Below are 22,739 nucleotides of genomic sequence, written 5' to 3'. Positions count from 1 at the left end.
CGCTATTATTCTGTCTTATTTTCACTTTAGAACCATATATAATTATTCGATTTATTCTCCCAGGCCTTTCCTATTCAACCATTCTTGTTACTTGAATAATGTGAGGCAATGTTTTTAACTCTTCAATTACATCATCTTCAATATTCGTATCCATTTCAATTGCCATAAGCGCTACTTCGCCGCGCTCTTTGCGAGATACTTCCATATGTCCGATATTAATTGAATGTTTCATCAAAATATTTGTAACGGTCGCAATGGCACCAAATCGATCATTATGCACAACGAGAATAGCTGGATTCATGCCTGATAAATTTAATTCAAATCCGTTAAGCTCCGTAATTTGAATTTTTCCTCCGCCAATTGAAATTCCAACAACTTCAATTTCCTTTAATCCGTCGCTCATTTTGATGCGAGCAGTATTCGGATGGTCTGTGATTGCCGCTTCCTCAACAAATGTGACGTCAATTCCTTCTTTTTTAGCCAAGTCCAAAGACTCCGGAATACGCTGATCGAATGTATCAAAATCTAAAATACCGCCAATCAACGCTACGTCTGTTCCGTGCCCTTTATACGTTTGAGCAAAAGAACCGTACAATGAAACCACAACTTTTGTGGGCTGCTTACCAAAGAGTGTTCGGGCAACGCGTCCAATACGCGCTGCACCAGCCGTATGTGAACTAGATGGTCCAATCATTACCGGACCAATAATATCAAAGACAGATTTATATTTCATAAGGATTTTCCCCCTGCTATTTAGACATTGTTATTACTTATATGTTACTTGAGCTTTTGACTTTTTGGAAGCTTTGTTTCACGCTCTTAAAAAATTTAAAAATTCTCATTTTTGTTAGAGATTCACGCACAAAAAAAGCGGTGTATTTATCCATAAAAATAGGATAAGTACACCGCTTTTTTTGCTATGTTATGCAGGAAAAGATGAATTACTTACGCTGCTTCTTGCTCTGAAGCTACATCGTCTACTGTTTTAATTTTAAAGTTTTTAAAAACAACTGAACCTATAAACCCAGCTAATGCTCCCGCTAGTGCACAAAGTACTGCACAAATTGTGACCTTCATAGGGTCATTAAACCCAAACATCACTGCAAGTCCTGCGATTGGCGTTGCCGTGCCTGCAGCATCATTTACTAATCCGAACAGAGCCACAACTACACCCGCTAGTGCCCCTCCAACAAAGTTGGTAATGTAAATAGGAATTGGATTGGCTGAAATAATATTCGCTTGTGTTAAAGGTTCAACTGCAACTGAAATGGTTGTACGACGATCCCCAATTTTTAATCGATCAAACAGCACATAGTTCATGAAAGAAGAACCAAACACAGCAAGAGCTCCAATCGCCATAGGCAATCCCGTTAACCCTAGCATAGCCGTTAAAGCCATTGAGCTAAGCGGAGCCGTTGCTACTACTGTAATAACTCCCCCTAAAATAATTCCCATCAAAATAGGGCTAGCACTTGTTGTATCTTTAATAATTCCTCCAATATTTAAAAGCGTCGCATCTACAATAGGTGAGAATGCATTACCAATTAATCTTGTTAAAGGTGCTGCAATTAAGATATTGCCTAATAAGTCTAGACCAGCAGGTGCCTTTTTCTCAATAAATTTCACTACAAATGCCATGAGGTATCCCGCAAAAAATCCAGGGAGCAAGCCTAGTCCTGAACACACCACGCCCATCATAAGAGCATATACAGGAGATACTCCTAACGCCAAAGCAACTAGTGCAGCTGCTGCAACTCCTCCCATTCCTCCTGCAGCCTTTCCAACTTCACCTAAGAATGAAATACCTAGTAAATCTCCTCCTACATATGACTGAAAGGCCTCTACGAGAAACGCAGCCACCGCTCCGCTTGCCAGAGCCCCCATCGCTTTCATGCCATAAGGTGCCTTGTTGCTAAACAACCAAAATAAAAATAAAACTAATAACAATAAACCTGTTCCTTTTAAAATATCCACTGTTGCCTCTCCTCTCATGCTGTTTTCTTTCACATTTGACTCAATCAGTTTTCAAAACTACCATACAAACGGGTTCTTTTCAACTAATATACCTAATATGCCGAACGATTACAACATGTAAAAATAAAATAGTTCGTATTTAACTTAAAAAACACAAAAAAGAAGCGCCCCTTGAGAGGAGTGCTTCTTTTTTTGTTATTCAATTGCAAAAATGTAAGAATATAAAGGTTGATCTCCTTTATGAAGCTCTACCTCAACTTCTTCAAACGTTTCTTCTACAAACGATGTTAGCGCTTCAGCTTCATCGTCTGAGACATCCTCTCCTTGAAGAATCGTAAGGATTTCCGCTTCGTCATCAATCATATAAGTCAATAGCTTTTTCGCTGCTTCTAATTTCTCTGAATCTTTTACGACGATTTTCTTTTCGGCAATACCCATAAAATCGCCTTTAGCTAATTCAAGACCATCAATATTTGTATCGCGAACTGCATACGTTACTTGCCCTGTTTTTACGTGCTGCAGAGCTTCTGTCATTGCTTCCTCGTTTTCTTTTAAGCTTTGCTGAGGATTAAATGATAGCAGCGCTGTCATTCCTTGAGGAACCGTTTTAGACGGGACAACCGAAACGTGACTGCCCGCAACAGCAGCCGCTTGGTTAGCAGCCATTACAATATTTCCGTTATTAGGTAAAATAAGTACCTGTTCTGCATTTGTTTCTTCAATCGCTTTGACAATATCCTCCGTACTTGGATTCATTGTTTGTCCGCCTTCAATGACAACCGTTGCCCCAAGGCTCTTGAACAATTCAGCAATTCCTTTTCCCATTGATACAGTAACAATGCCAAAGGGCTGTTTTTCAGCCTTTTTTACTGCAGGCTTTTCTTCATCTGAAACAATGCTGCTATGCTGTTCTCTCATGTTTTCAATCTTCATTTTAATTAAACTTCCATATTGCTGCCCGTAGTTTAACACTTCTCCAGGATGCTCGGCGTGAATATGAACTTTCACAATTTCATCATCAGATACTACAAGCAACGAGTCGCCCCATTTACTTAAATCTTGGCGAAACGTTTCTTCAGAAAATGTTTTAGCTGCGGGCTTATCCTCTTCCAGCCTTACCATAAATTCTGTACAATAGCCAAATTCAATATCTTCTGTATTCATATGGCTTTGCGCATGCTTATGATGCTCAGCATTTACAAGTTCATTCATCGAAGGAGCTGACATGGGTACACCCGGAAGTTTTTCACCTTTTAATTCAGCTAAAAACCCTTCATAAATTAAAACAAGCCCTTGACCTCCGCTATCCACTACGCCTACTTCTTTTAACACGGGTAAAAGATCTGGCGTGCGATTTAACGAAGCATTAGCTTCCTTAAGTACTTCTTCCATGAACAGAATCATATCAGATTGCTTTTTAGCAACAGCCGCTGCTTTTTTAGCAGTATCCTTAGCTACTGTTAAAATGGTTCCTTCGATTGGTTTCATAACAGCTTTATAAGCAGTTTCTACACCAAGCTCAAGAGCTTCAGCAAACTCAACTGTTGTAATCGCTGACTTTTGCTCAACCGATTTCGCAAAACCGCGGAATAATTGAGATAAAATAACTCCTGAATTACCGCGCGCGCCCATCAATAAGCCCTTAGACAAAGCTTGGCTCACTTGACCGATGTGATCAGATAGTTTATTTTTCACTTCTTTAGCACCAGACGTAATCGATAAGTTCATATTTGTTCCAGTATCACCATCTGGTACAGGAAAAACGTTCAGCGCATCCACGTAATCTGCATTGTTAGATAGATGCTGGGCTCCTTGAAGCACCATTTCTCTAAACCGCTTTCCGTCCAACGTTGTCATTGACACGAATCTTCCTCCTTAATTAAACGTTCGTTACACGAACACCCTGCACATAAATATTTACTGAATCAACCGTTAGACCAACCGTTTGTTCCAGCGTGTATTTTACTTTTGTTTGCACATTATGAGCAATTTCAGAAATTTTTGTTCCATAGCTTACGATAATGTACATGTCGATATGTACGTCATCCTCTTCTTGTCTTACCACAATACCTCGTGTAAAGTTTTCTTTGCGAAGAATTTCTGTAAGACCATCTTTAAGCTGATTTTTTGAAGCCATTCCGACAATCCCGTAACAATCAACAGCTGCTCCTCCAGCAATTGTTGCAATTACATCTGTAGAAATATCAATTTGACCATACTTCGTTTTCATTTCGATGGACATACTCGTTCCCCTTTCTACTTTCATAGGTTATAAATATTCTACTATAATCAATCTCGTTTTAAAAGAGGCGTCCAGCTTGTCCCTTTTAAAGATGACAGTATTGGGTATCAACTTGTCTTAAAATAAGTAATTGCCCAAGTTATACCTATTTCTACTCTCTATATTATTGAACATAGATTCATTTTATATGTCAAGGAAAATTTCTTGAAAGCTTTTCTCCAGAACTATTGCATTCTCTTTAAGGCTGTGATAAATTAATATAGTATTTCTCAAAACAGAATTGAGTAGTTTTTTTGGTGTTAGGAGGGAAAATCATGGCACGCAAATGTGTAGTAACTGGTAGAAAAGCTCGTTCAGGTAACGCACGTTCTCACGCAATGAACGCTACTAAGCGTAAATGGGGTGCTAACGTTCAAAAAGTACGTATCTTAGTGAACGGTAAACCAAAACGTGTGTACGTTTCAGCTAGAGCCCTTAAGTCTGGTAAAGTTCAACGCGTTTAATCTTTATAATGAAAAAGCACCATATTTTATGGTGCTTCTTTTATTATTCCGGCGTTGTTAATCTTTTTTAAACGAATTAAGCATGACCTTTACGATCCCACCTAAAAACTTTGGAAGTTTGATTGTATAGAATTTCATACTGTCCCTCCTAACCGTCTCCACACTTTATCTCCTTTTAAAGAAAGCCCTATGTCCTGCTCTCATTTTCCATACTTCATCACAAGCAACGTTTATCATTGCTTCTTACCATCATTAATATGCCTTTTGTAAATGAAAAAGTACCTCTTTGTTGAATAAGTTCATTGCTAATACATAAAGTTGAGCCGAGTTCTACTTCATGCTTATTGAGCGGATATTTGAAACCTTCTAGCGTAAGCTCTTTTACACCGCCTGCAAAAGGAACGAATGAAATATAGTGAAACTCCTTTAAACGATCAACATAATAAGTGCCTGGTTCAAACAATTGAATGATATTTTGATTGTCAATCATTTGTACATTCGCTTTCTTTTTTAAGCCTTTGTACAGGAGCTGAATGCTTCCAAACATGTGGTCAAGTCTTCCACCTGTTGCTCCAAAGATACAAATACTGTCCGGTTTTTGCTCTATTGCCCACTCAAAAGCAAGTTCCAAATCAGTTGCATCTTTTTCCGCAGGATACAATTCAACATCTTGTAATGCTTCTCTCACTCGCTTAAGCTGCGCATTTGTAACGGAATCAAAATCTCCGAATGCTTTCACGGGCAAAATGTCTTGTTGAAGAAGCAGGAATACGCCGCGGTCTACTCCTACCCACTTTACATCATTTGATTGGTGCAGGAGTGGCATATGTTCATCCGGTCCCCCTGCTAGAATATGAATTTTCATTATGTATATGCTCCTTTTCTATTAAAAAATGAACGAAATAAATATGTTTTCTTTATCCTAAAAGAAAAAGCTGCTGTGTACAAGTTCTACCCGTTGTACACAGCAGCTTTTATTACTTACGCTTGAACAGTTGTGCGAATTTGGCTGATTGCGCCAGCTCGATCTTCTTGATTATAAATAGCTGAGCCAGCCACTAAGACATTTGCTCCTGCTTCTACACATTTTCTTGCTGTTTCTTCATTAATTCCTCCATCAACCTCTACTTCAATAGAAAGGTGACGGATTTCAATAAGCTGAGAGATTTGCTCGATTTTCGGCAGTACACTTGGAATAAAGTTTTGTCCTCCAAAGCCTGGGTTCACCGTCATTAATAAAATAAGATCGATATCTTCTAAGATATGCTTTACCACGTCAATTGGCGTTGCAGGATTTAAAGCAACGCCTGCTTTCATGCCGTGCTCTTTGATTAATTGAATGGTGCGGTGCAAATGAGTACACGCTTCAGCATGTACCGTTAAAATATCAGCACCCGCCTTTGCAAACATTGGAACGTATTGATCTGGGTTTTCAATCATTAAATGCACATCTAATGGCAGTGTTGTGACAGGGCGTACAGCCTCAACGATAAGCGGTCCAATTGTAATATTAGGAACAAAATGGCCATCCATGACGTCTATATGGATGTAGTCTGCTCCACCTGCTTCAACTTCACGAATTTCTTCAGCAAGCTTTGAAAAATTGGCAGATAAAATGGAAGGTGCGATTTTTGTCATTTTTAATACCTCGGCTTTCTTTGCTTAATTTCCTCAATAAATTGCAAGTAATGTTCGTAGCGATAACTCGGAATTTCTTTTTGTTCGTATGCTTCTTTCACCGCACATTTTGGTTCTTTCACATGCAAACAACCTCGAAATTTACACTGTTCACTCAAACGCGACATTTCAGGAAAACAATCGGTCAACTCTTCTACTTCTAACGTTAAAAATTCCAGTGAGCTAAAGCCTGGCGTATCAGCTACTAAACCTTCACCAAACGAAATCAGTTCTACATGACGTGTTGTATGCTTTCCTCTTCCAAGTGACATTGAAATATCATTTGTCTTTAACTCAAGCTCTGGTTTAAGCGTATTTAGCAGTGAAGATTTACCTACACCTGACTGTCCAGCAATAACCGTTACGCGATCTTCAAATAACGGCTGAATTTGTTCCATGCCTTTTTCTGTGACTGTCGACGTTAAAATGACCTCATATCCTATTTTACGATATTCTTCGGCATATTGCTCGATTTCTTGCTTTTGCTGCTGTGATAAAAGATCTACTTTTGAAATACAAATAATAGGTTCAATATGATTAGACTCCACTAACACTAAAAATCGGTCAAGAAGCATTGTACTAAAATCAGGTTCAATCGCTGAAAAAACAAGCAGCGCCTGATCAACATTTGAAATTGGGGGACGAACTAATTCATTTTTACGTTCTTTAATTTCAAGTATATATCCTTCAAGCTTATTTTCCGCCTGAAATACTACATTGTCACCGACTAAAGGCGTTACCTTCTTTTTACGAAAAACACCTCGTCCTCGACATTGCGTTACTTGTCCGTCATGAAGAACATAATAAAATCCGCTAAGGGATTTAATAATTCTTCCTTCTGGCATAACCTCACTCCTATCACTCTGGATATTCAACGTCTTTTTCTTCAATAACTTCCCCGTCTCGGACAATTTTATAAGACGCTTTTTCATTTTCATCAACTAAAACATCGAATGATTCTTTTGTTGTTTCAGTAATCGTTAGTTCTTTAGCAGGAACCGACATATCGTTATCTGCATCTTCGATATAAATTTGTACTTTTTGCGGCTTTGGCTTTTCCTCTTCTGTTTCAGTGGCATCGCTTGTTTCCGTTGCGTCGCCTTGTTCCGTGCTTGCTTCGGTGTCAGCCTCTTCTTTATACGGAATGGTAACATCCACTGACACCGTTTGAGGAGCTTTTGGCTCTTTGCCCATTGAGACCGTAATGGTGAGCTTATCACCTTGCTCAATACTCTGCTCCGCTGCAGGCTTTTGAGACATCACAAGACCTTTTTCAACAGTGTCGGAATACGCTGTTTTTACGTCCACTTCAATATCTTCATCTGATGCATAATCTTTTACGCTTTTTTCCGTCCAGCCCGAGAAATCCTTTAATGCAATCTTCGGCGGACCTTTACTTACCCATAGAGTAACCGTTGTATCTTCCGGCACGACTTGTTCGGTTTCTTTAGGCGTCTGATCTGTAATATTGCCTTTTGGTTCTGTGCTTTCAACTTCGATGGATTGGATATCTTTATAATTCTGCTTTTCTAACAGACTTTTTACTTCCGTAAAGCTTCTTCCAATGTACCGGTTAAATGCTTCTTTTTTCTTTCCTGTACTTCGATAAATAATGACGTTAGAGCCTTCTTTGATCACGTCTCCCGCTTCTGGCATCGTTTTAACCACGTCGCCTTCTTCCACCTCATTATCAGATATATCTTTAGGATTCTTCACTTTAAAGCCTAAAGAAACTAAATCGGTTACAGCTGATTCATAATCTTGATTATGTAAATCAGGAACCTTTACGTCTTTTGGCAGTAATAAAGCCGGAATGAATGTAACGGCGGCTACGCTAGCAGCTGCCAGCAGCAAAAAAATTAAAACAAGCGTTACAATCAGCTTGCTTTTGCTTTTTTTCTTTTTCTTCTTTTTTTTCTTCGGCTTTACTTCTTCTTCTTCTTGTTCTTCGCGCTCTAAGTGAGGTGGTTTTCTCACAGGTACGTGCGTTTCTTCGGATTCAACAAAATCCTCCTTAATAACGGGAATGGCTTTTGTCACTTCTTCATCATCAGGCACCGTAAATCTTTGTTCATTATAACGATTTGGATGAACAGCAGACTGTAAATCCGCTTCGAGTTCTTCGACGGAACTGTATCGGTAAAATGGATCTTTAGTTGTTGCTTTTAATACAACATTCTCCACGCTTTGAGGGATAGATGGATTCCACCTTTTTGGAGAAGGTGTTTCTGTCTGTAAATGTTTTAATGCAATTGACACAGCCGATTCCCCAGAAAAAGGGACTCGACCCGTTAGCAATTCAAATAGGACGATGCCAAGCGAATAAATATCAGAACGCTTATTCGCAAGCCCTCCCCTTGCCTGTTCAGGAGATAAATAATGAACAGAGCCCAAAACAGAATTAGTATGCGTAATGGTTGTAGAACTTAGTGCTACGGCAATGCCGAAGTCAGTAACTTTAATGGTATCATCATGATCAATTAAAATATTTTGAGGCTTAATATCCCGGTGAATAATTCCGTACTGATGAGCATGGGCAATAGCTGATGTAATCTGCGTCATAATATGTATGGCTTTATCAAGAGATAATGGTGATTCTTGCAGAATGTATTGCTTTAATGTCATACCCGGTACATATTCCATGATGATATAGTAAATATCTTCTTCTTCTCCAACATCATAAATGCTGACAATATTAGGATGAGCAATACTCGTAGCAGATTGAGCTTCTCGATGGAAACGCTTTATAAACGCATCGTCACTTGCAAAGTCTAAACGAAGCACTTTAATTGCCACATCACGATCCAAAATCATGTCGCGACCTAAATAGACGTTTGCCATTCCGCCTCCACCAATTACTTGCAATACCTTATAACGGTCGTTTAGCCGTCTACCTATTAGCAACACTCTCACCCACTTTCAGATGTAAAGTCCACAATTGCAAGTGTAATATTGTCTTCTCCACCAAGCTCATTTGCTAATTGAATCAGGCTCGTACCCTTTTCGTGAAGTGATGAACTTGTTGATAACGTTTCGTTCAGCTTTTGTTCCGTTACCTTATTTGTCAGTCCATCTGAACATAATAATAATCGATCTTCTTTTTCCACTTCAATTGTTTTTACATCTAAACTAACATTTTCTTCGGTACCTAGTGCTCGCAATAAGATATTTTTTCGCGGATGATGTTCAGCATCTTCTTTTGTGATTTGACCATTTTTTACGAGTTCATTCACAAGAGAATGATCTTCTGTTACTTGTTGAAATCCATATTCATTGGAAATATAGCACCTGCTGTCTCCTATATTACCAATCGCACAAAACGTATCGGCGCATAAAGCAAGTACAACTGTCGTACCCATGCCTTTACACTCTTCATGCTCCTGAGCATACCGATAAATATCTTGATTAATTTGGGAAACATGCGTACGAATCCACTGCGTCGCCTCATCAGGAGACGTTACTTTGTTCGCTTCTTCCCACGCTATTTGCAATTTTTGAACCGCCATCTCACTGGCGATGTCGCCAGCTCGATGACCTCCCATACCATCAGCCACAATTGCAAGCAGCTGATTATGTTGGTTCAAAAATACCCCTCCGTTATCTTCATTGTGTTGTCTAACTCTCCCTCGGTCTGTCATGAAGACAGTTGCCATACAATCACCTCGTCTCTTCTTTACGCTCCTTCGCACGTAATTGGCCACAAGCTGCATCGATGTCATGACCTTGCTCACGTCGAATAGTCACGTTAACGCCACGCTTTTTAAGCGTACGTTCAAATGCAAAAATCTGTTCACGCGGTGTACGAACATAATCACGCTCAGGCACATAGTTTACCGGAATCAAGTTCACGTGACATTTAACGTCTTTAATCAAATCCGCTAATTCCTCCGCATGCTCTACTTGATCGTTTACTCCTCCGAATAGACCATACTCAAAGCTAATACGTCTTCCCGTTTTATCCGTATAATATTTAATGGCTTCCATCAAATCAGGAAGTTTATACGCGCGGTTAATCGGCATTAAGCGTGAGCGGATGTCATTGTTTGGAGCGTGAAGTGAAATCGCAAAATTGATTTGCATTTTTTCATCAGCAAACTTATAGATTTTTGGAATGATTCCACTTGTCGATACTGTGATATGACGTGCACCAATATTTAATCCATCATCACTGTTAATTGTTTTTAAGAAGCGCATCATTTCATCATAGTTATCAAATGGCTCCCCAATACCCATAATTACGACAGAGCTCACGCGTTCTCCTTGTTCATCTAGCGCTTTTTGTACTTTTACTACTTGCGCTACGATTTCTCCAGCTTCTAAGTTACGCTTTAAACCTCCAAGAGTAGACGCACAGAACGTACAGCCGATGCGACAGCCAACTTGAGTTGTTACGCAGACAGAATTTCCGTATTCATGACGCATAAGCACCGTTTCAATCGTATAACCGTCATGGAGTTCGAATAAAAACTTCATCGTGCCGTCTCCAGACGTTTGCTGAACAACTGTTTTTAATGTCGTTAATGCAAATTTGTCTTTTAATTGTTCACGTAATCCTTTAGATAAGTTTGACATATCGTCAAAGTCCGTTACGCGTTTAACATATAACCAGTCAAAAATTTGTTTAGCACGGAACTTCTTATCACCATGTTCCACTAACCAATTTTCTAGGTCGTGCATTTCTAATGAATAAATAGATGGTTTTTGCGTTTTTTCTTCTGCTTTTGCTTTTCTTTTAGCTACTTCTTCCATTTTTACACCTTCTTCTGTAAACATGCAATATAAAATCCATCGCTTTGTGCATCTGGCAGCAATTGAATTTCACCATGTTTTACGTTTTGTTTAAGTCTTTGCGGCATGCGTGCAGCAAGCGTTTCGTCTTTTTGAAAATCAGCATGATCTGCTAAAAATGCTGCTACAACATCCCCATTTTCATCCCGATCAATTGTACATGTACTATATACGAGGGTCCCACCTTTTTTTAATAAAGGCGCAACCGCATTTAAAATATCTTGTTGAATACGCGCCAGCTGCTTTACATCCTGCTCAGTTTTTGTATATTTCAAATCAGGTTTACGTCTCATCACACCAAAACCTGAGCACGGGGCATCTACTAAAATGCGGTCAAACATTTCTTTATCAAACTGTTCACCGGCTTTGCGGCTGTCTTGAACCGTTGGCTCAATATTGGTAAGATGCAGACGCTCTGCCTGCTGGGCAATCAGCTTTACTTTATGGTCATGAATGTCCAAGGAAATAACTCTACCACTGTTTTTAAGCTGCTCTGCAATATGAGTTGATTTTCCTCCCGGTGCAGCACAGCTATCTAAAATCAGCTCTTCTGCTTCTGCGCCTAGTGCATGAGCTACTAACATAGAGCTTTCATCTTGAACGGTAAACATTCCTTCACGAAATGCTTGTGTATGAGCTGCATTTCCTTTTTGAACTTCTAGCGCTTCTTCTACAAAATGGCCTGGTTCTACAACAATACCTTCTTTTTCTAGCGCTTCTTTTACTTCATTTTGCGTAAAGCGTGCACTGTTTACTCGGATTGTTTGTTTAGGGGCCATTAAATTAGCTAAACAGATTCCGCGTGTTTTGTCCAATCCATATTGTTCCACCCAGCGTTTTACAAGCCATACTGGATGACTCGTTTCAATTGCCAAGCGCTCCACAGGATTTTGTATTTCTTCTAAAGAAGGCGTGCCGCTGCGCTGAATATTTCGTAAAACGCCGTTTACCATTGAGGCAATTCCTTTGTGACCACGTTTTTTAGCAATTTCTACTGCTTCATGAAGGATTGCCCGGTCAGGTACTCGGTCTAAATACATCATCTGATAAAGAGATAAACGAAGCAGCACTCGCACCCAAGGCTGAAGTTTTTTGGGATTTTTCAAGAAAGGGGCTAACCCGTAATCTAACGTATCGCGTCTTTGAATCGTTCCATACACGATTTCCGTTAACAGCCCTGCATCTTTCCCTTGAATACCACGTTTTTGTATACTGTTATTTAACAATAGATTGCTGAATGCCTGATTTTTTTCAATAGCTAGTAAAATATCTAAAGCTATGTCTCGAACGTTGTACTTACCCATTGACATCCCCTAATACTGTTCCGACTTCAACAGATGTACCTCGTAAATACTGCGCTGCATCCATACGTTTTTTTCCAGCCGGCTGAAGTTCCGTCACTTTAATAGCTGTTTCATTTCCAGTTGCTACTACAAATCCGTCCTCTTCAAGTGATAAAACGGTACCCGGTTTGCCTGATGCAGATACTTTCTCTCCCCACCAAATTTTCATGACTTGACCGTCTGCTGTTGTATAAGCAACGGGCCAAGGATGAAGTCCGCGGATATGATTATAAATTTCTTCTCCTGTACGGGCCCAATCAATTTTCTCTTGTTCACGCTTAATATTAGAAGCAAATGTCGCTTCGCCATCGTTTTGTTTAACCGGCGTAATTTCACCTTTCACAAGAGAAGGAATGGTTTCTGAAAGCAATTTTGCACCAGCAGCGCTGAGTTTATCGTGAAGTGTGCCCACGTGATCACGTTCTTCAATCGGAACTTCTACCTGTGTTAAGATATCACCTGCATCTAATTTTTCTACCATATACATAATTGTAACACCAGTTTTTGGCTTACCTTGTAGAATTGAATAGTGAATCGGCGCGCCTCCGCGCAGTTCAGGTAACAGAGAAGCATGTACGTTAATACAGCCGTATTTAGGCGCTTCTAAAATAGGAGTTGGTAAAATTTGACCAAAAGCCGCTGTTACAATTAGGTCAGGCTCATACGCTAACACTTGCTGATATTCTTCTTCTAAACGAATCTTTTCTGGCTGCAGTACAGGTATTTCATGTTTTAACGCCTCAACTTTTACAGGAGGAGGTGTTAATACGCGCTTGCGTCCTTTTGGTCGGTCCGGCTGTGTAACCACTGCGACCACTTCATATCCATCTTTAAGTAATGTTTGTAAAACCGGCACTGAAAAATCCGGCGTTCCCATAAATACGACTTTCATCGTGTAAAACCTACCCTTCTAGTTCATCCTCTTCGTAATACTTTGTTACTTTTTCCGTGAACAATACACCGTGTAAGTGATCAATTTCATGTTGAATGGCTCGTGCTAAAAAACCTTTTGCTTCTATAAAATAAGGTTTTCCTTTACGATTTTGCGCACGTACTTTCACATAATCAGCTCGAGCCACGTCACCAAAAAGGCCCGGAAAACTTAGGCAGCCTTCTGGACCGATTTGTTCGCCTCGTTGCTCAATAATTACCGGATTAATTAACTCAATTTTACCGTGTCGATCGTCCACGTCTACCACTGCCACTTGCTGCAGAACTCCTACTTGAGGAGCAGCTAGACCCACACCGTCTGCTTCAAGCATTAAATCATACATGCCGTTTAGTAATTTCGCTAATTTATTATCAAAGTTTTTAACGACTTCACACTCTTGTTCAAGTACTTCATTAGGATGGTAAACAAGCTTAAGCTTAGCCAAATAGGCACCTCCTTTATTCTTTCTATTTATATCCAAAAAGCTTCTTCTTTAACGCCATCAAGACGACTAGTTACATCATCGAGTATGGATTCAAATCAATTGTAATCGTTAAATTTTCCTTCTGCATTTCCGCTTGATAACGTTCTAATATATATTTCAACAGCGGAATCAGGCTTGGTTCCAGCTTGTATTTTAACATGCATTGATAGCGATATCTATCTTTTATCTTAGCAATGGGAGATGCGACTGGCCCTAAGATTGTTGTTTGCGGCGAAAGTTTCTGACCAAGATACTGCGAAATTTTGTCTGTAACAGACACCACTTTTGCAATATTTTCATGAGATACCGTTACAAGCCCCAAGTAAAAGAAAGGCGGATATTTATGCATTTTACGAATTTCCATCTCCTGCTTATAAAACGCATCGTAATCATGCTGACTCGCAAGTTGAATGCTGTAGTGCTCAGGCGTGTACGTTTGAATCACTACTTCTCCTGGAAGCTTGTGGCGTCCTGCTCTTCCGCTTACTTGTGTTAAAAGCTGAAACGTTTTTTCAGATGCACGAAAGTCAGGTAAATTCAGCATCGTATCTGCTGTTAAAACGCCTACAAGCGTGACGTTTGGAAAGTCTAGCCCTTTGGCAATCATCTGCGTCCCTAGTAAAATTTGCGCTTCTCCACTTGCAAACTTGTTCAGGAGCTTTTCATGCGCGCCTTTTCGGCTTGTTGTATCAACATCCATTCGCACGACTCTAGCCTCAGGCAGCACTTTTGTTAATTCTTCTTCCACTTTTTGTGTACCAGATCCAAAAAAGCGGATATGTTCGCTGTGGCATTCCGGGCACTCAGTGTGCACATGTTCTTCGTGTCCGCAGTAATGGCATTTTAATTTATTTTGATAGCGGTGATACGTTAGTGAAATTTCACAGTGCTCACATGTCGGAACGTAACCGCAGTCCCTGCACATAACAAAAGAAGAATGGCCTCTTTTATTTAAAAATAAAACGATTTGCTCTCCTTTTTCCAAACGGTTTTTCATCTTTTCAAACAGCATAGTTGAAAACATAGAGCGATTGCCGCTGCGAAGTTCCTCTCTCATATCAACAATATCCACCGACGGCATCGATGACTTATTCATTCTTTGCTTTAACGTCAGTAGCTTATATACACCTTTTTGCGCTCTTGCAAAGGACTCAAGCGTTGGTGTTGCACTTCCTAAAATGACTGGACACTGATGATGCTGCCCTCGGTAAATGGCTACATCTTTTGCATGATAACGGGGGTTTTCTTCTTGTTTATAACTCGTCTCATGTTCTTCATCGATAATAAGAAGGCCTAAATTTTCAAATGGAGCAAATACAGCAGAGCGGGCCCCTACCACAACGGATACTTCTTTTCGCTGAATTTTTCGCCATTCATCGTATTTTTCTCCAGTAGACAAGCCGCTATGAAGCACAGCAACTTTTGAGCCGAACCGCTCTTTAAACCGCTTGACCATCTGAGGGGTAAGTGAAATCTCCGGAACAAGCATAATCGCTTCTTTTCCTTTTTTTAATACTTGATCAATCGATTGGAGATACACTTCTGTTTTTCCGCTTCCCGTTACTCCATACATTAAAAACACATCGTGAAGATTTTCTTCGATGTCCTGCAGAATCGGTGCGATTGCCTCAGCTTGTTCATCGGTCAATTGAAATGGCTTTGACGGTGTAAAGTATCGATCTTGATAAGGATCACGGTATATTTCAATTTCCGTTTCCTCTAAGAGTCCTTTGTTAATCAGCGCTTTTATAGGAGCGGAGGTAATCTGCAAATCTTCCGCTATTTCTTTTATGGCTACTTCTTCATTTCGCTCGAGCATAAAAGACAGCACTTGCTTTTGCTTTTCTGCCTGCTTATTTAACTCGTTCATAAACTGTTGAATGTCTTCAAGGCTTTGATTCAGTTTTACGCCTTTTGCCGTTTTTTTGTTTCCTTTGTTTTTCACCACGTAGACGACTTCAATTAGACCTTTTTGAATATCACGGTGAAAAGCAGGAGCAGCGGCTGTTTTTTCCACTTCACTCCACTTCAGCGAGGATCTTGACTGAAAAAACGGCTTGACTTGCTCATGAAGCTGTTCGTATGCCTCTTTTGAAAGGAGTGACAGTTCTTTATCATATTTTGCTTTCATCGCCGCAGGCAGCATGACTTGAAAAGCCGATATCATAAAACAAAGCGTTTTTTCTGTTAGCCAGTGCCCAATCTCTAACAGTTCAGGAGTCAGAACCGGCGTTAAATCAAGCAAGTCAGCGATTGGTTTAACACGCTTAACTTCAGCCTCTTCTTTAAGAGCCACCACAAACCCTTGAACTTTTCTTGGACCAAACGGAACGACAACTCGCATACCCGGAACAATAATTCCTTTCCATTTGTCAGGAATGGCGTAGTCAAAAGCTCGATCTGTTTGTTTAGCAGCCACGTCCACAATTACACTAGCTACACTCATTTTCTCAGCCCTTCTAACATTTCCTTCACTTCTTTTAACACCTCGGTAGCTACATCGTGTTTTGAAAGAATGGGAAGTTCTTTAGACTCTCCGCTTCGCTTATAGAGCGTCACAATATTTGTGTCCGTCCCAAAACCTGCTCCTTCTGTCGTCACGTTATTGGCTACAATCATATCCAAGTTTTTAGATGCAAGTTTCTTTTGTGCATATTCATCCACTTGTTCTGTTTCTGCTGCAAAGCCGACTAAAAGCTGGTGTTCTTTTCGCTCTCCAAGCGTGCGTAAAATATCTGTTGTTCTCTCTAGCTCTAATACTGCTTCACCAGGCTGCTTTTTCATCTTTTGATCAAACACATACTTTGGTCGGTAATCTGCCACTGCGGCTGATTTAATGACAACATCTGCTTCATGATAGCGCTGCATAACAGCTTCAAGCATCTGCTGCGCACTTTCAATTTGAACAACCTGCACCCCTTTTGGATACTCTAAATTCGTCGGTCCCGTTACAAGTGTTACCGATGCACCTAACTTAGCAGCTTGTTCTGCAAGAGCATAGCCCATTTTCCCAGTAGAGCGATTGGTGAAAAATCGGACGGGATCAACGCGTTCTACCGTAGGTCCTGCTGTAACCAATACATTGATACCGTCAAAGATTTTTTGTGTATCTGATACTTTGGAAAAATAAGAGCCGATTAGTGAAACAATTGTTTCTGGCTCTTCAAGACGACCTTTTCCTACATAACCACATGCCAAATACCCTTCTCCTGGTTCTACAAAAGAGTAACCAAATGATGAAAGAGTGCTCATATTTTTTTTAACAGCGGGATGATCGTACATATGAACATTCATTGCAGGCGCAATCCACACAGGTGCAGTAGCAGCAAGCAGCGTTGTGGAAATCATATCATCTGCAAGACCATTTGCTATTTTCCCTATCATATTAGCCGTAGCAGGAGCCACTAAAATTAAATCGGGCCAATCGGCTAAATCAATATGTGCAATCACAGATGGATCTTTTTCATCAAACGTATCTGTATAAACTGGGTTTCGAGACAGAGCTTGAAACGTAAGCGGCGTTACGAACTCGCGTGCTGAAGCAGTCATCATTACTTTAACTTCCGCTCCTGCTTGTACTAATTTACTTGTTAAAGCTACGGCTTTATATACGGCGATTCCGCCGCTAACACATAATAAAATTCGTTTTCCCTTCATCATTATGCCCCCATCTATTTATCCCGCTCAACCAGCATCCGCTTGTTTACTCGGGTAACTATCTAAAGCTTTTCAATTCAATTATTATACCATTTTTGTAGTGAGACATTCACTATCCTGCTTGAATACAAACAAAAGCATCAAAAAAATAACAACCTATAAAGTAGGTTGTTATTTTTTCACTTACTGATGTTTAGAATCTTCTTCTGCTACACCTTGCTTATAGCTTAATTGTTCAGCATTAATTTCTTCTAAAGCACAGCCTACAAACTTATAAGAAACCGGCTTTTCAATCGGCGTATCATTGTGAAGCTGTAATTGACGAGCGCGTTTTGCAGCTACTGTCACAAGCGTGTACTTAGAATCTAATTTTTCCATTAGGGAATCAATTGATGGATAAAGCATGTTTATTCTACCTCCAGCATTCTTTTATAGCGCGCAGAAATACGATCACGACGGCAGTGTTCAGCCGTTACGATAGCACGGATGCGAGCACAAGCATTTTCTACTTTGTCATTTTCTACAACATAATCGTAGGCGTCCATAAGTTCAATTTCTTCTTTTGCCACGCGCATACGGTTATTGATTAAGTCTTCTGTTTCAGTACCGCGGTTTACGATACGACTTTTAAGCTCTGATAAACTCGGCGGTGCCAAGAAGATGAACAAACCTTCTGGAAATGCTTCTTTCACTTGAAGAGCACCTTGCACTTCAATTTCTAGAAATACGTCTTTTCCTTCAGATAACGTTTGTTCTACATAATCAACCGGGGTACCGTAGTAGTTGCCTACGTATTCAGCCCACTCTAATAATTTCTTGTTTTCAATCATGCGCTCAAACTCTTCGCGTGGTTTGAAGAAATAGTCAACGCCGTCTACTTCACCTTCGCGGGGCTTTCTTGTTGTTGCAGAGATAGAATACTGCAATTTAATGTCTTCTTGCTCAAACAATGCTTTTCGTACCGTTCCTTTTCCAACACCTGATGGTCCGGAAAGAACAATTAATAAACCTCTTTCAATCATCGGTTCAAGTGACCTACCCTTCTAATAATTCTTCTTTGTTTATAAGTCGCTGCGACACAGTTTCTGGCTGTACAGGAGCTAAAATAACATGATCGCTATCCATAACAATAACAGATCGTGTTTTACGTCCTTGCGTTGCATCTATTAAAGAGCCTCGATCTTTTGCATCTTGAATAATGCGTTTGATTGGAGCTGATTCAGGATGAACGACAGAGATTATACGATTAGAAGAAATAAAATTTCCAAATCCAACGTTCACTAATTTACCGCTCATAAGAAGCCTCCTGCTATACCAATATAATCTTTATCTTACACGAAGGCTATTCAATATTTTGAACCTGCTCTTTTATGCGTTCTAATTGTGCTTTCATACTAATAACATACTGAGCAATAGTACCATTATTTGCCTTCGCACCGATTGTATTCATTTCACGATTCAGCTCTTGAACAAGAAAATCCAGCTTGCGTCCCACTGAATCAGGTGTATTTAATGCTTGAATAAATTGTGAAACATGACTTTGAATTCGCGTAAGTTCTTCGCTAATATCTGCTTTTTCAGCAAAAATAGCTACTTCAGTCAGCACTCGCTGCTCATCGAAAGTACCTTCTAAATAGTCGCTCAGCTTTCTTTTAATACGCTCGCGATATTGTTCAGCAACTTCAGGAGCAAGCTGTGTAATTTTTTCGCGAATGTCTTGAATGTCCTGTAAGTATCCCATTAAATCGTGATACAGCTCTGATCCCTCTCGTTTCCGCATATCCACTAACTGATGAACAGCAGCTTCAACAGCTTCAAAGATTGCACCATGAATACTCGTCTGATCAGCTTCTTCTTCATAAGTTGTCATCACTTCAGGCATGTGTAAAATGTCTTGAATTTGAACAGATTGTGACAGCCCGTGCTTTTCTTTTACTTGCTGCAACGCATTCATGTATTCATCAAGCAGCTGCCAATCCGTCTGCAGTTTCTTTTTTGCCATTTCTTCACCTGAAATAGTAACAAATACTTCTACTCTACCACGTTTTATGTATGTTTGAACGATTTTTTTTATTTTATCTTCAATTTCAATTAATTGTCTTGGCATACGGATAACAATTTCACAAAAACGATGATTAACAGACTTCATTTCCACTGTTACTGATCGATTTTCCACTTCCGCTTTTCCGCGGCCAAAACCAGTCATACTTTTTATCATTATCATCACATCCACTATGTACATCTTACATAAAAAGTATCGTAAAAGAAAGTGTTAGCAAAAAAAAGAAATCTCTCTTCTTTATTCAACCTGTAAAGGCTGCCTTCATGAGTTTTCTCATTTGGGACAGCCTGTATTAAAGTATAGCACAATTTATGAAGGTTTTCTTGTTAAAAGTGAACCAGCAAGTAAAAAAGTTGGAAGGCTTGCAAGTCCTAAAATAACGAGCCATTCCCGCGGTGCAATGGCCATTGTATGGAAAATAGGCTGCAGCGGCGGATAGTAGATGGCCACCAGCATAAGGATAATAGATGAAATAACAGCCCCTACAAGATATAAGTTCTGAAATGGATTCCGATCAAAAATTGATTTTTCACTTCGGCAGTCAAATACGTGAATAAGCTGTGCCATGACAAGCGTGGCAAATGCAATTGTCTGAGCATACTGCAACCGATCTGGGTCATTGTCGTAAACAATCATAAACGCAGCAAGTGTAGCAGCTCCAATTAAAAATCCACGGCTGACTACTTTCCATCCTAATCCTCTTGCAAAAATACCTTCGCGCGGATGCCTTGGATGGCGCTTCATCACGTTGTCCTCTGGCTGGTCTAAGCCAAGAGCCATCGCAGGCAAACCGTCTGTTACTAAGTTTACCCATAGTATCTGAATGGGCACTAGCGGAAGCGGAAGTGCTAAAATCATCGCAAAGAGCATAACTAAAATTTCTCCTACATTTGATGCAAGCAAGTAACGGATAAACTTCCGAATATTTTCATAGATATTTCGCCCTTCTTTGATCGCTGATTTAATAGTGGCAAAATTATCATCAAGCAAAACGAGTGAAGACGCTTCTTTTGCTACGTCTGTCCCGGTGATGCCCATCGCAATTCCTATGTCTGCTGCTTTAATAGCCGGTGCGTCATTTACGCCGTCGCCCGTCATCGCTACAATGTGATCTTTTGCTTGAAGAGCTTTAACAATTTTAAGCTTATGCTCAGGTGATACCCTTGCATATACATAAACATCATCTACTACTTCTTCTAGCTCTTCCTGCGTCATTTTGGATAAATCCGTTCCTTCCAAGACTTGACCGTTTTTCGGTAAAATTCCGAGCTGTTTTGCAATCGCCTGTGCTGTAATAACGTGGTCACCTGTAATCATAACGGTTTTGATGCCTGCGTCTCGGCATTCTTTGACCGCTTGCTTGACCTCTGGTCTTGGCGGATCAATCATTCCTTGAAGCCCGAGGAAAGTCAGGTCTTTTTCTGCTTCCTTCTCTGTATGAACGCTCTCATGTTCTCCTAACGGTCGATATGCAATAGCAATGGTTCGAAGCGCTTGGCTAGCTAACTGATCAATCGCTCCTTTTACTTCATTATGAACTGTTACCGACAGCGTTTGTTGTCTGCTTTCCCACAAAATATTTTTGCTGTTTATAAGCAGCACATCCGGAGCACCTTTTGTTATCACATAGCGTTTATGAGATGCGTCTTCAATGACTACACTCATCATTTTACGCGTTGAATCAAATGGAAACTCTTCAATAATCGTAAACTGCTTTTGAATATTTTCTTTTGTCAGCCCCGCTTTCATCGCGGCAACAAGCAAAGCCGCTTCAGTAGGATCCCCGTCGATAACATATTCTTTATCTTTTCTCGAGATCGACGTTTGATTGCAAAGCAGACCAAACACCAAAAGCTGCTGAAGCGGTTTTTCACTCCGTGTATCAACTTCTCTTTCCTCTCGTGAAAATACGCCCGTAGGTTCATACCCTGTCCCTGATACTCTCCACGTCATTCCTCCGGACCAGAGGTGGGTAACCGTCATTTTATTTTGCGTTAATGTGCCCGTTTTGTCTGAGCAAATGACTGACGCGCATCCTAGTGTCTCAACAGCAGGAAGTTTGCGAACAATGGATCTTTGCTTAATCATGCGCTGTACACCAAGAGATAGCGCCACGGTTACGATGGCAGGAAGACCTTCGGGTATGGCAGCAACAGCTAAGGAAACTCCCGCTAAGAACATACTGTATAAATCATGCCCTTGCAGCACACCAATCCCAACAACTAATACAGTAAGTGCAAGAGCTACAACAATTAAAATTTTGCCCAATTGCTCTAACTTCCGTTGAAGAGGAGTAATCATGGCTTCAGCATTTTGAAGTAAATCAGCAATTTGGCCCATTGCTGTTTTCATTCCAATCCCTACAACGATACCTGTTCCGCTTCCTCTGGTTACAAGGGTACCCATAAACGCCATATTGTCCTGATCTCCAAGCGGCACTTCATCTCCTGACAATGCTTTTATTTGCTTACCAACAGGCAAAGACTCTCCCGTAAGCGCTGATTCTTCAATTTCTAGACTTTTGGCTTCCATAATCCGAAGGTCAGCTCCAATACGGTCTCCGCTCGAAAACTTTACAACGTCTCCTACCACCAGCTCTTTAGATGGTAACTTAACCCATTTCCCTTCACGCATGGCTGCTACTTGAGGAGCAGAAAGCTCTTTTAATGCATGAAGAGATTTCTCTGCTTTTCTTTCTTGGAAGAACCCGAGAAATCCATTAATTACCACAATAGCAATGATAGCAATTGCATCGATGTATTCTCCTAAAAGCCCTGAAATAAGCGTGGCAGCTAGTAAAACCAGTACCATAAAATCTTTAAACTGCTCTAGAAACACAAGAATGGCTGGTTTTTTCTCTCCTTCAGTCAATTCATTAAACCCTTGTTGCTGCTGACGTGCTTTTACTTCTTTGTGTGTAAGACCATGCTGCCTGTCTGTTTTTGTTACTTCTACTATTGCTTTTTCACCTAATTCATACCATTTCATTGCATCTTTTCACACCCTTTTATTTGTAAATGCACCTATTAGATTGTTACAATCTTATATCGTATGCTTATTCAGACTCGTCCTAAAAAA

At 40.2% G+C, this 22,739-nt stretch carries 22 protein-coding genes; 1 reads left to right on the top strand and 21 read right to left on the bottom strand.

The genetic code is table 11. The annotated features are described in order from the left end of the window. Positions 1-70: 70 nt before the first annotated feature. From sdaAB to ACRPLY_RS06890, 4 genes are all read right to left on the bottom strand, one after another. Entirely contained in the window at positions 71-733 is a 663-nt protein-coding gene (sdaAB, locus tag ACRPLY_RS06905; protein ID WP_028411448.1) for an L-serine ammonia-lyase, iron-sulfur-dependent subunit beta, read from the bottom strand. A gap of 212 nt (positions 734-945) precedes the next feature. Continuing rightward, a complete protein-coding gene (locus ACRPLY_RS06900; protein WP_016765419.1) occupies positions 946-1,974 on the bottom strand; it encodes a PTS sugar transporter subunit IIC in 1,029 nt (342 codons plus the stop codon). A gap of 195 nt (positions 1,975-2,169) precedes the next feature. After that, positions 2,170-3,837 carry a DAK2 domain-containing protein gene (locus ACRPLY_RS06895; RefSeq protein ID WP_028411449.1) on the bottom strand — a complete coding sequence of 556 codons (1,668 nt, stop codon included), beginning with the start codon at positions 3,835-3,837 and terminating at the stop codon, positions 2,170-2,172. 16 nt (positions 3,838-3,853) lie between these two features. Next, positions 3,854-4,216 (bottom strand): Asp23/Gls24 family envelope stress response protein, encoded by a 363-nt coding sequence (locus ACRPLY_RS06890; RefSeq protein WP_013058913.1) that lies wholly within the window; start codon positions 4,214-4,216, stop codon positions 3,854-3,856. 314 nt (positions 4,217-4,530) lie between these two features. On the opposite strand from ACRPLY_RS06890, the gene rpmB reads away from it, so the two are divergent. Beyond that, positions 4,531-4,719 carry a 50S ribosomal protein L28 gene (gene rpmB, locus ACRPLY_RS06885; RefSeq protein ID WP_013058914.1) on the top strand — a complete coding sequence of 63 codons (189 nt, stop codon included), beginning with the start codon at positions 4,531-4,533 and terminating at the stop codon, positions 4,717-4,719. Positions 4,720-4,776: 57 nt separating this feature from the next. Here rpmB and spoVM read toward each other — a convergent pair whose 3' ends face one another. The 17 genes from spoVM to ACRPLY_RS06800 form a co-directional block, all read right to left on the bottom strand. Next, entirely contained in the window at positions 4,777-4,857 is an 81-nt protein-coding gene (gene spoVM, locus ACRPLY_RS06880) for a stage V sporulation protein SpoVM (RefSeq protein WP_016765421.1), read from the bottom strand. Positions 4,858-4,936: 79 nt separating this feature from the next. Further along, complete coding sequence (locus ACRPLY_RS06875; RefSeq protein WP_432231693.1) at positions 4,937-5,584, bottom strand: thiamine diphosphokinase; 648 nt, start codon at positions 5,582-5,584, stop codon at positions 4,937-4,939. Between the two features lie 116 nt (positions 5,585-5,700). Further along, complete coding sequence (rpe, locus tag ACRPLY_RS06870) at positions 5,701-6,357, bottom strand: ribulose-phosphate 3-epimerase (protein WP_013058916.1); 657 nt, start codon at positions 6,355-6,357, stop codon at positions 5,701-5,703. 2 nt (positions 6,358-6,359) lie between these two features. After that, complete coding sequence (rsgA, locus tag ACRPLY_RS06865; RefSeq protein ID WP_013058917.1) at positions 6,360-7,241, bottom strand: ribosome small subunit-dependent GTPase A; 882 nt, start codon at positions 7,239-7,241, stop codon at positions 6,360-6,362. A gap of 13 nt (positions 7,242-7,254) precedes the next feature. After that, positions 7,255-9,300, bottom strand: coding sequence for a Stk1 family PASTA domain-containing Ser/Thr kinase (gene pknB / locus ACRPLY_RS06860; protein ID WP_165635207.1), 2,046 nt, complete (start codon positions 9,298-9,300; stop codon positions 7,255-7,257). 5 nt (positions 9,301-9,305) lie between these two features. Next, on the bottom strand, positions 9,306-10,049 hold the full coding sequence (locus ACRPLY_RS06855) for a Stp1/IreP family PP2C-type Ser/Thr phosphatase (RefSeq protein ID WP_028411452.1): 744 nt from the start codon (positions 10,047-10,049) through the stop codon (positions 9,306-9,308). Between the two features lie 4 nt (positions 10,050-10,053). Further along, positions 10,054-11,145 carry a 23S rRNA (adenine(2503)-C(2))-methyltransferase RlmN gene (gene rlmN, locus ACRPLY_RS06850; protein ID WP_028411453.1) on the bottom strand — a complete coding sequence of 364 codons (1,092 nt, stop codon included), beginning with the start codon at positions 11,143-11,145 and terminating at the stop codon, positions 10,054-10,056. Positions 11,146-11,147: 2 nt separating this feature from the next. Next, positions 11,148-12,488 carry a 16S rRNA (cytosine(967)-C(5))-methyltransferase RsmB gene (gene rsmB / locus ACRPLY_RS06845; protein WP_165635180.1) on the bottom strand — a complete coding sequence of 447 codons (1,341 nt, stop codon included), beginning with the start codon at positions 12,486-12,488 and terminating at the stop codon, positions 11,148-11,150. Then, complete coding sequence (gene fmt, locus ACRPLY_RS06840; RefSeq protein ID WP_165635179.1) at positions 12,481-13,419, bottom strand: methionyl-tRNA formyltransferase; 939 nt, start codon at positions 13,417-13,419, stop codon at positions 12,481-12,483. The genes rsmB and fmt overlap by 8 nt, the downstream gene beginning before the upstream one ends. A gap of 10 nt (positions 13,420-13,429) precedes the next feature. Next, on the bottom strand, positions 13,430-13,903 hold the full coding sequence (gene def, locus ACRPLY_RS06835) for a peptide deformylase (protein WP_013084828.1): 474 nt from the start codon (positions 13,901-13,903) through the stop codon (positions 13,430-13,432). Positions 13,904-13,973: 70 nt separating this feature from the next. After that, complete coding sequence (priA, locus tag ACRPLY_RS06830) at positions 13,974-16,388, bottom strand: primosomal protein N' (RefSeq protein WP_323873944.1); 2,415 nt, start codon at positions 16,386-16,388, stop codon at positions 13,974-13,976. After that, on the bottom strand, positions 16,385-17,602 hold the full coding sequence (coaBC, locus tag ACRPLY_RS06825; RefSeq protein WP_047749894.1) for a bifunctional phosphopantothenoylcysteine decarboxylase/phosphopantothenate--cysteine ligase CoaBC: 1,218 nt from the start codon (positions 17,600-17,602) through the stop codon (positions 16,385-16,387). The genes priA and coaBC overlap by 4 nt, the downstream gene beginning before the upstream one ends. A gap of 180 nt (positions 17,603-17,782) precedes the next feature. After that, on the bottom strand, positions 17,783-18,004 hold the full coding sequence (rpoZ, locus tag ACRPLY_RS06820) for a DNA-directed RNA polymerase subunit omega (protein ID WP_013058926.1): 222 nt from the start codon (positions 18,002-18,004) through the stop codon (positions 17,783-17,785). 2 nt (positions 18,005-18,006) lie between these two features. Continuing rightward, positions 18,007-18,621, bottom strand: a complete 615-nt coding sequence (gene gmk, locus ACRPLY_RS06815) for a guanylate kinase (RefSeq protein WP_013058927.1) — start codon at positions 18,619-18,621, stop codon at positions 18,007-18,009. A gap of 13 nt (positions 18,622-18,634) precedes the next feature. Beyond that, positions 18,635-18,895 (bottom strand): DUF370 domain-containing protein, encoded by a 261-nt coding sequence (locus ACRPLY_RS06810; RefSeq protein WP_013084831.1) that lies wholly within the window; start codon positions 18,893-18,895, stop codon positions 18,635-18,637. 46 nt (positions 18,896-18,941) lie between these two features. Continuing rightward, complete coding sequence (locus tag ACRPLY_RS06805; protein ID WP_028411458.1) at positions 18,942-19,817, bottom strand: YicC/YloC family endoribonuclease; 876 nt, start codon at positions 19,815-19,817, stop codon at positions 18,942-18,944. Positions 19,818-19,970: 153 nt separating this feature from the next. Next, positions 19,971-22,649, bottom strand: coding sequence for a cation-translocating P-type ATPase (locus ACRPLY_RS06800; RefSeq protein ID WP_028411459.1), 2,679 nt, complete (start codon positions 22,647-22,649; stop codon positions 19,971-19,973). Positions 22,650-22,739: the final 90 nt, after the last annotated feature.

This window comes from Priestia sp. TGN 0903 (genome assembly GCF_050846855.1).
In the GTDB taxonomy this organism is placed as follows: domain Bacteria; phylum Bacillota; class Bacilli; order Bacillales; family Bacillaceae_H; genus Priestia; species Priestia zanthoxyli.
This window is presented reverse-complemented; position numbering and strand designations above follow the sequence as displayed.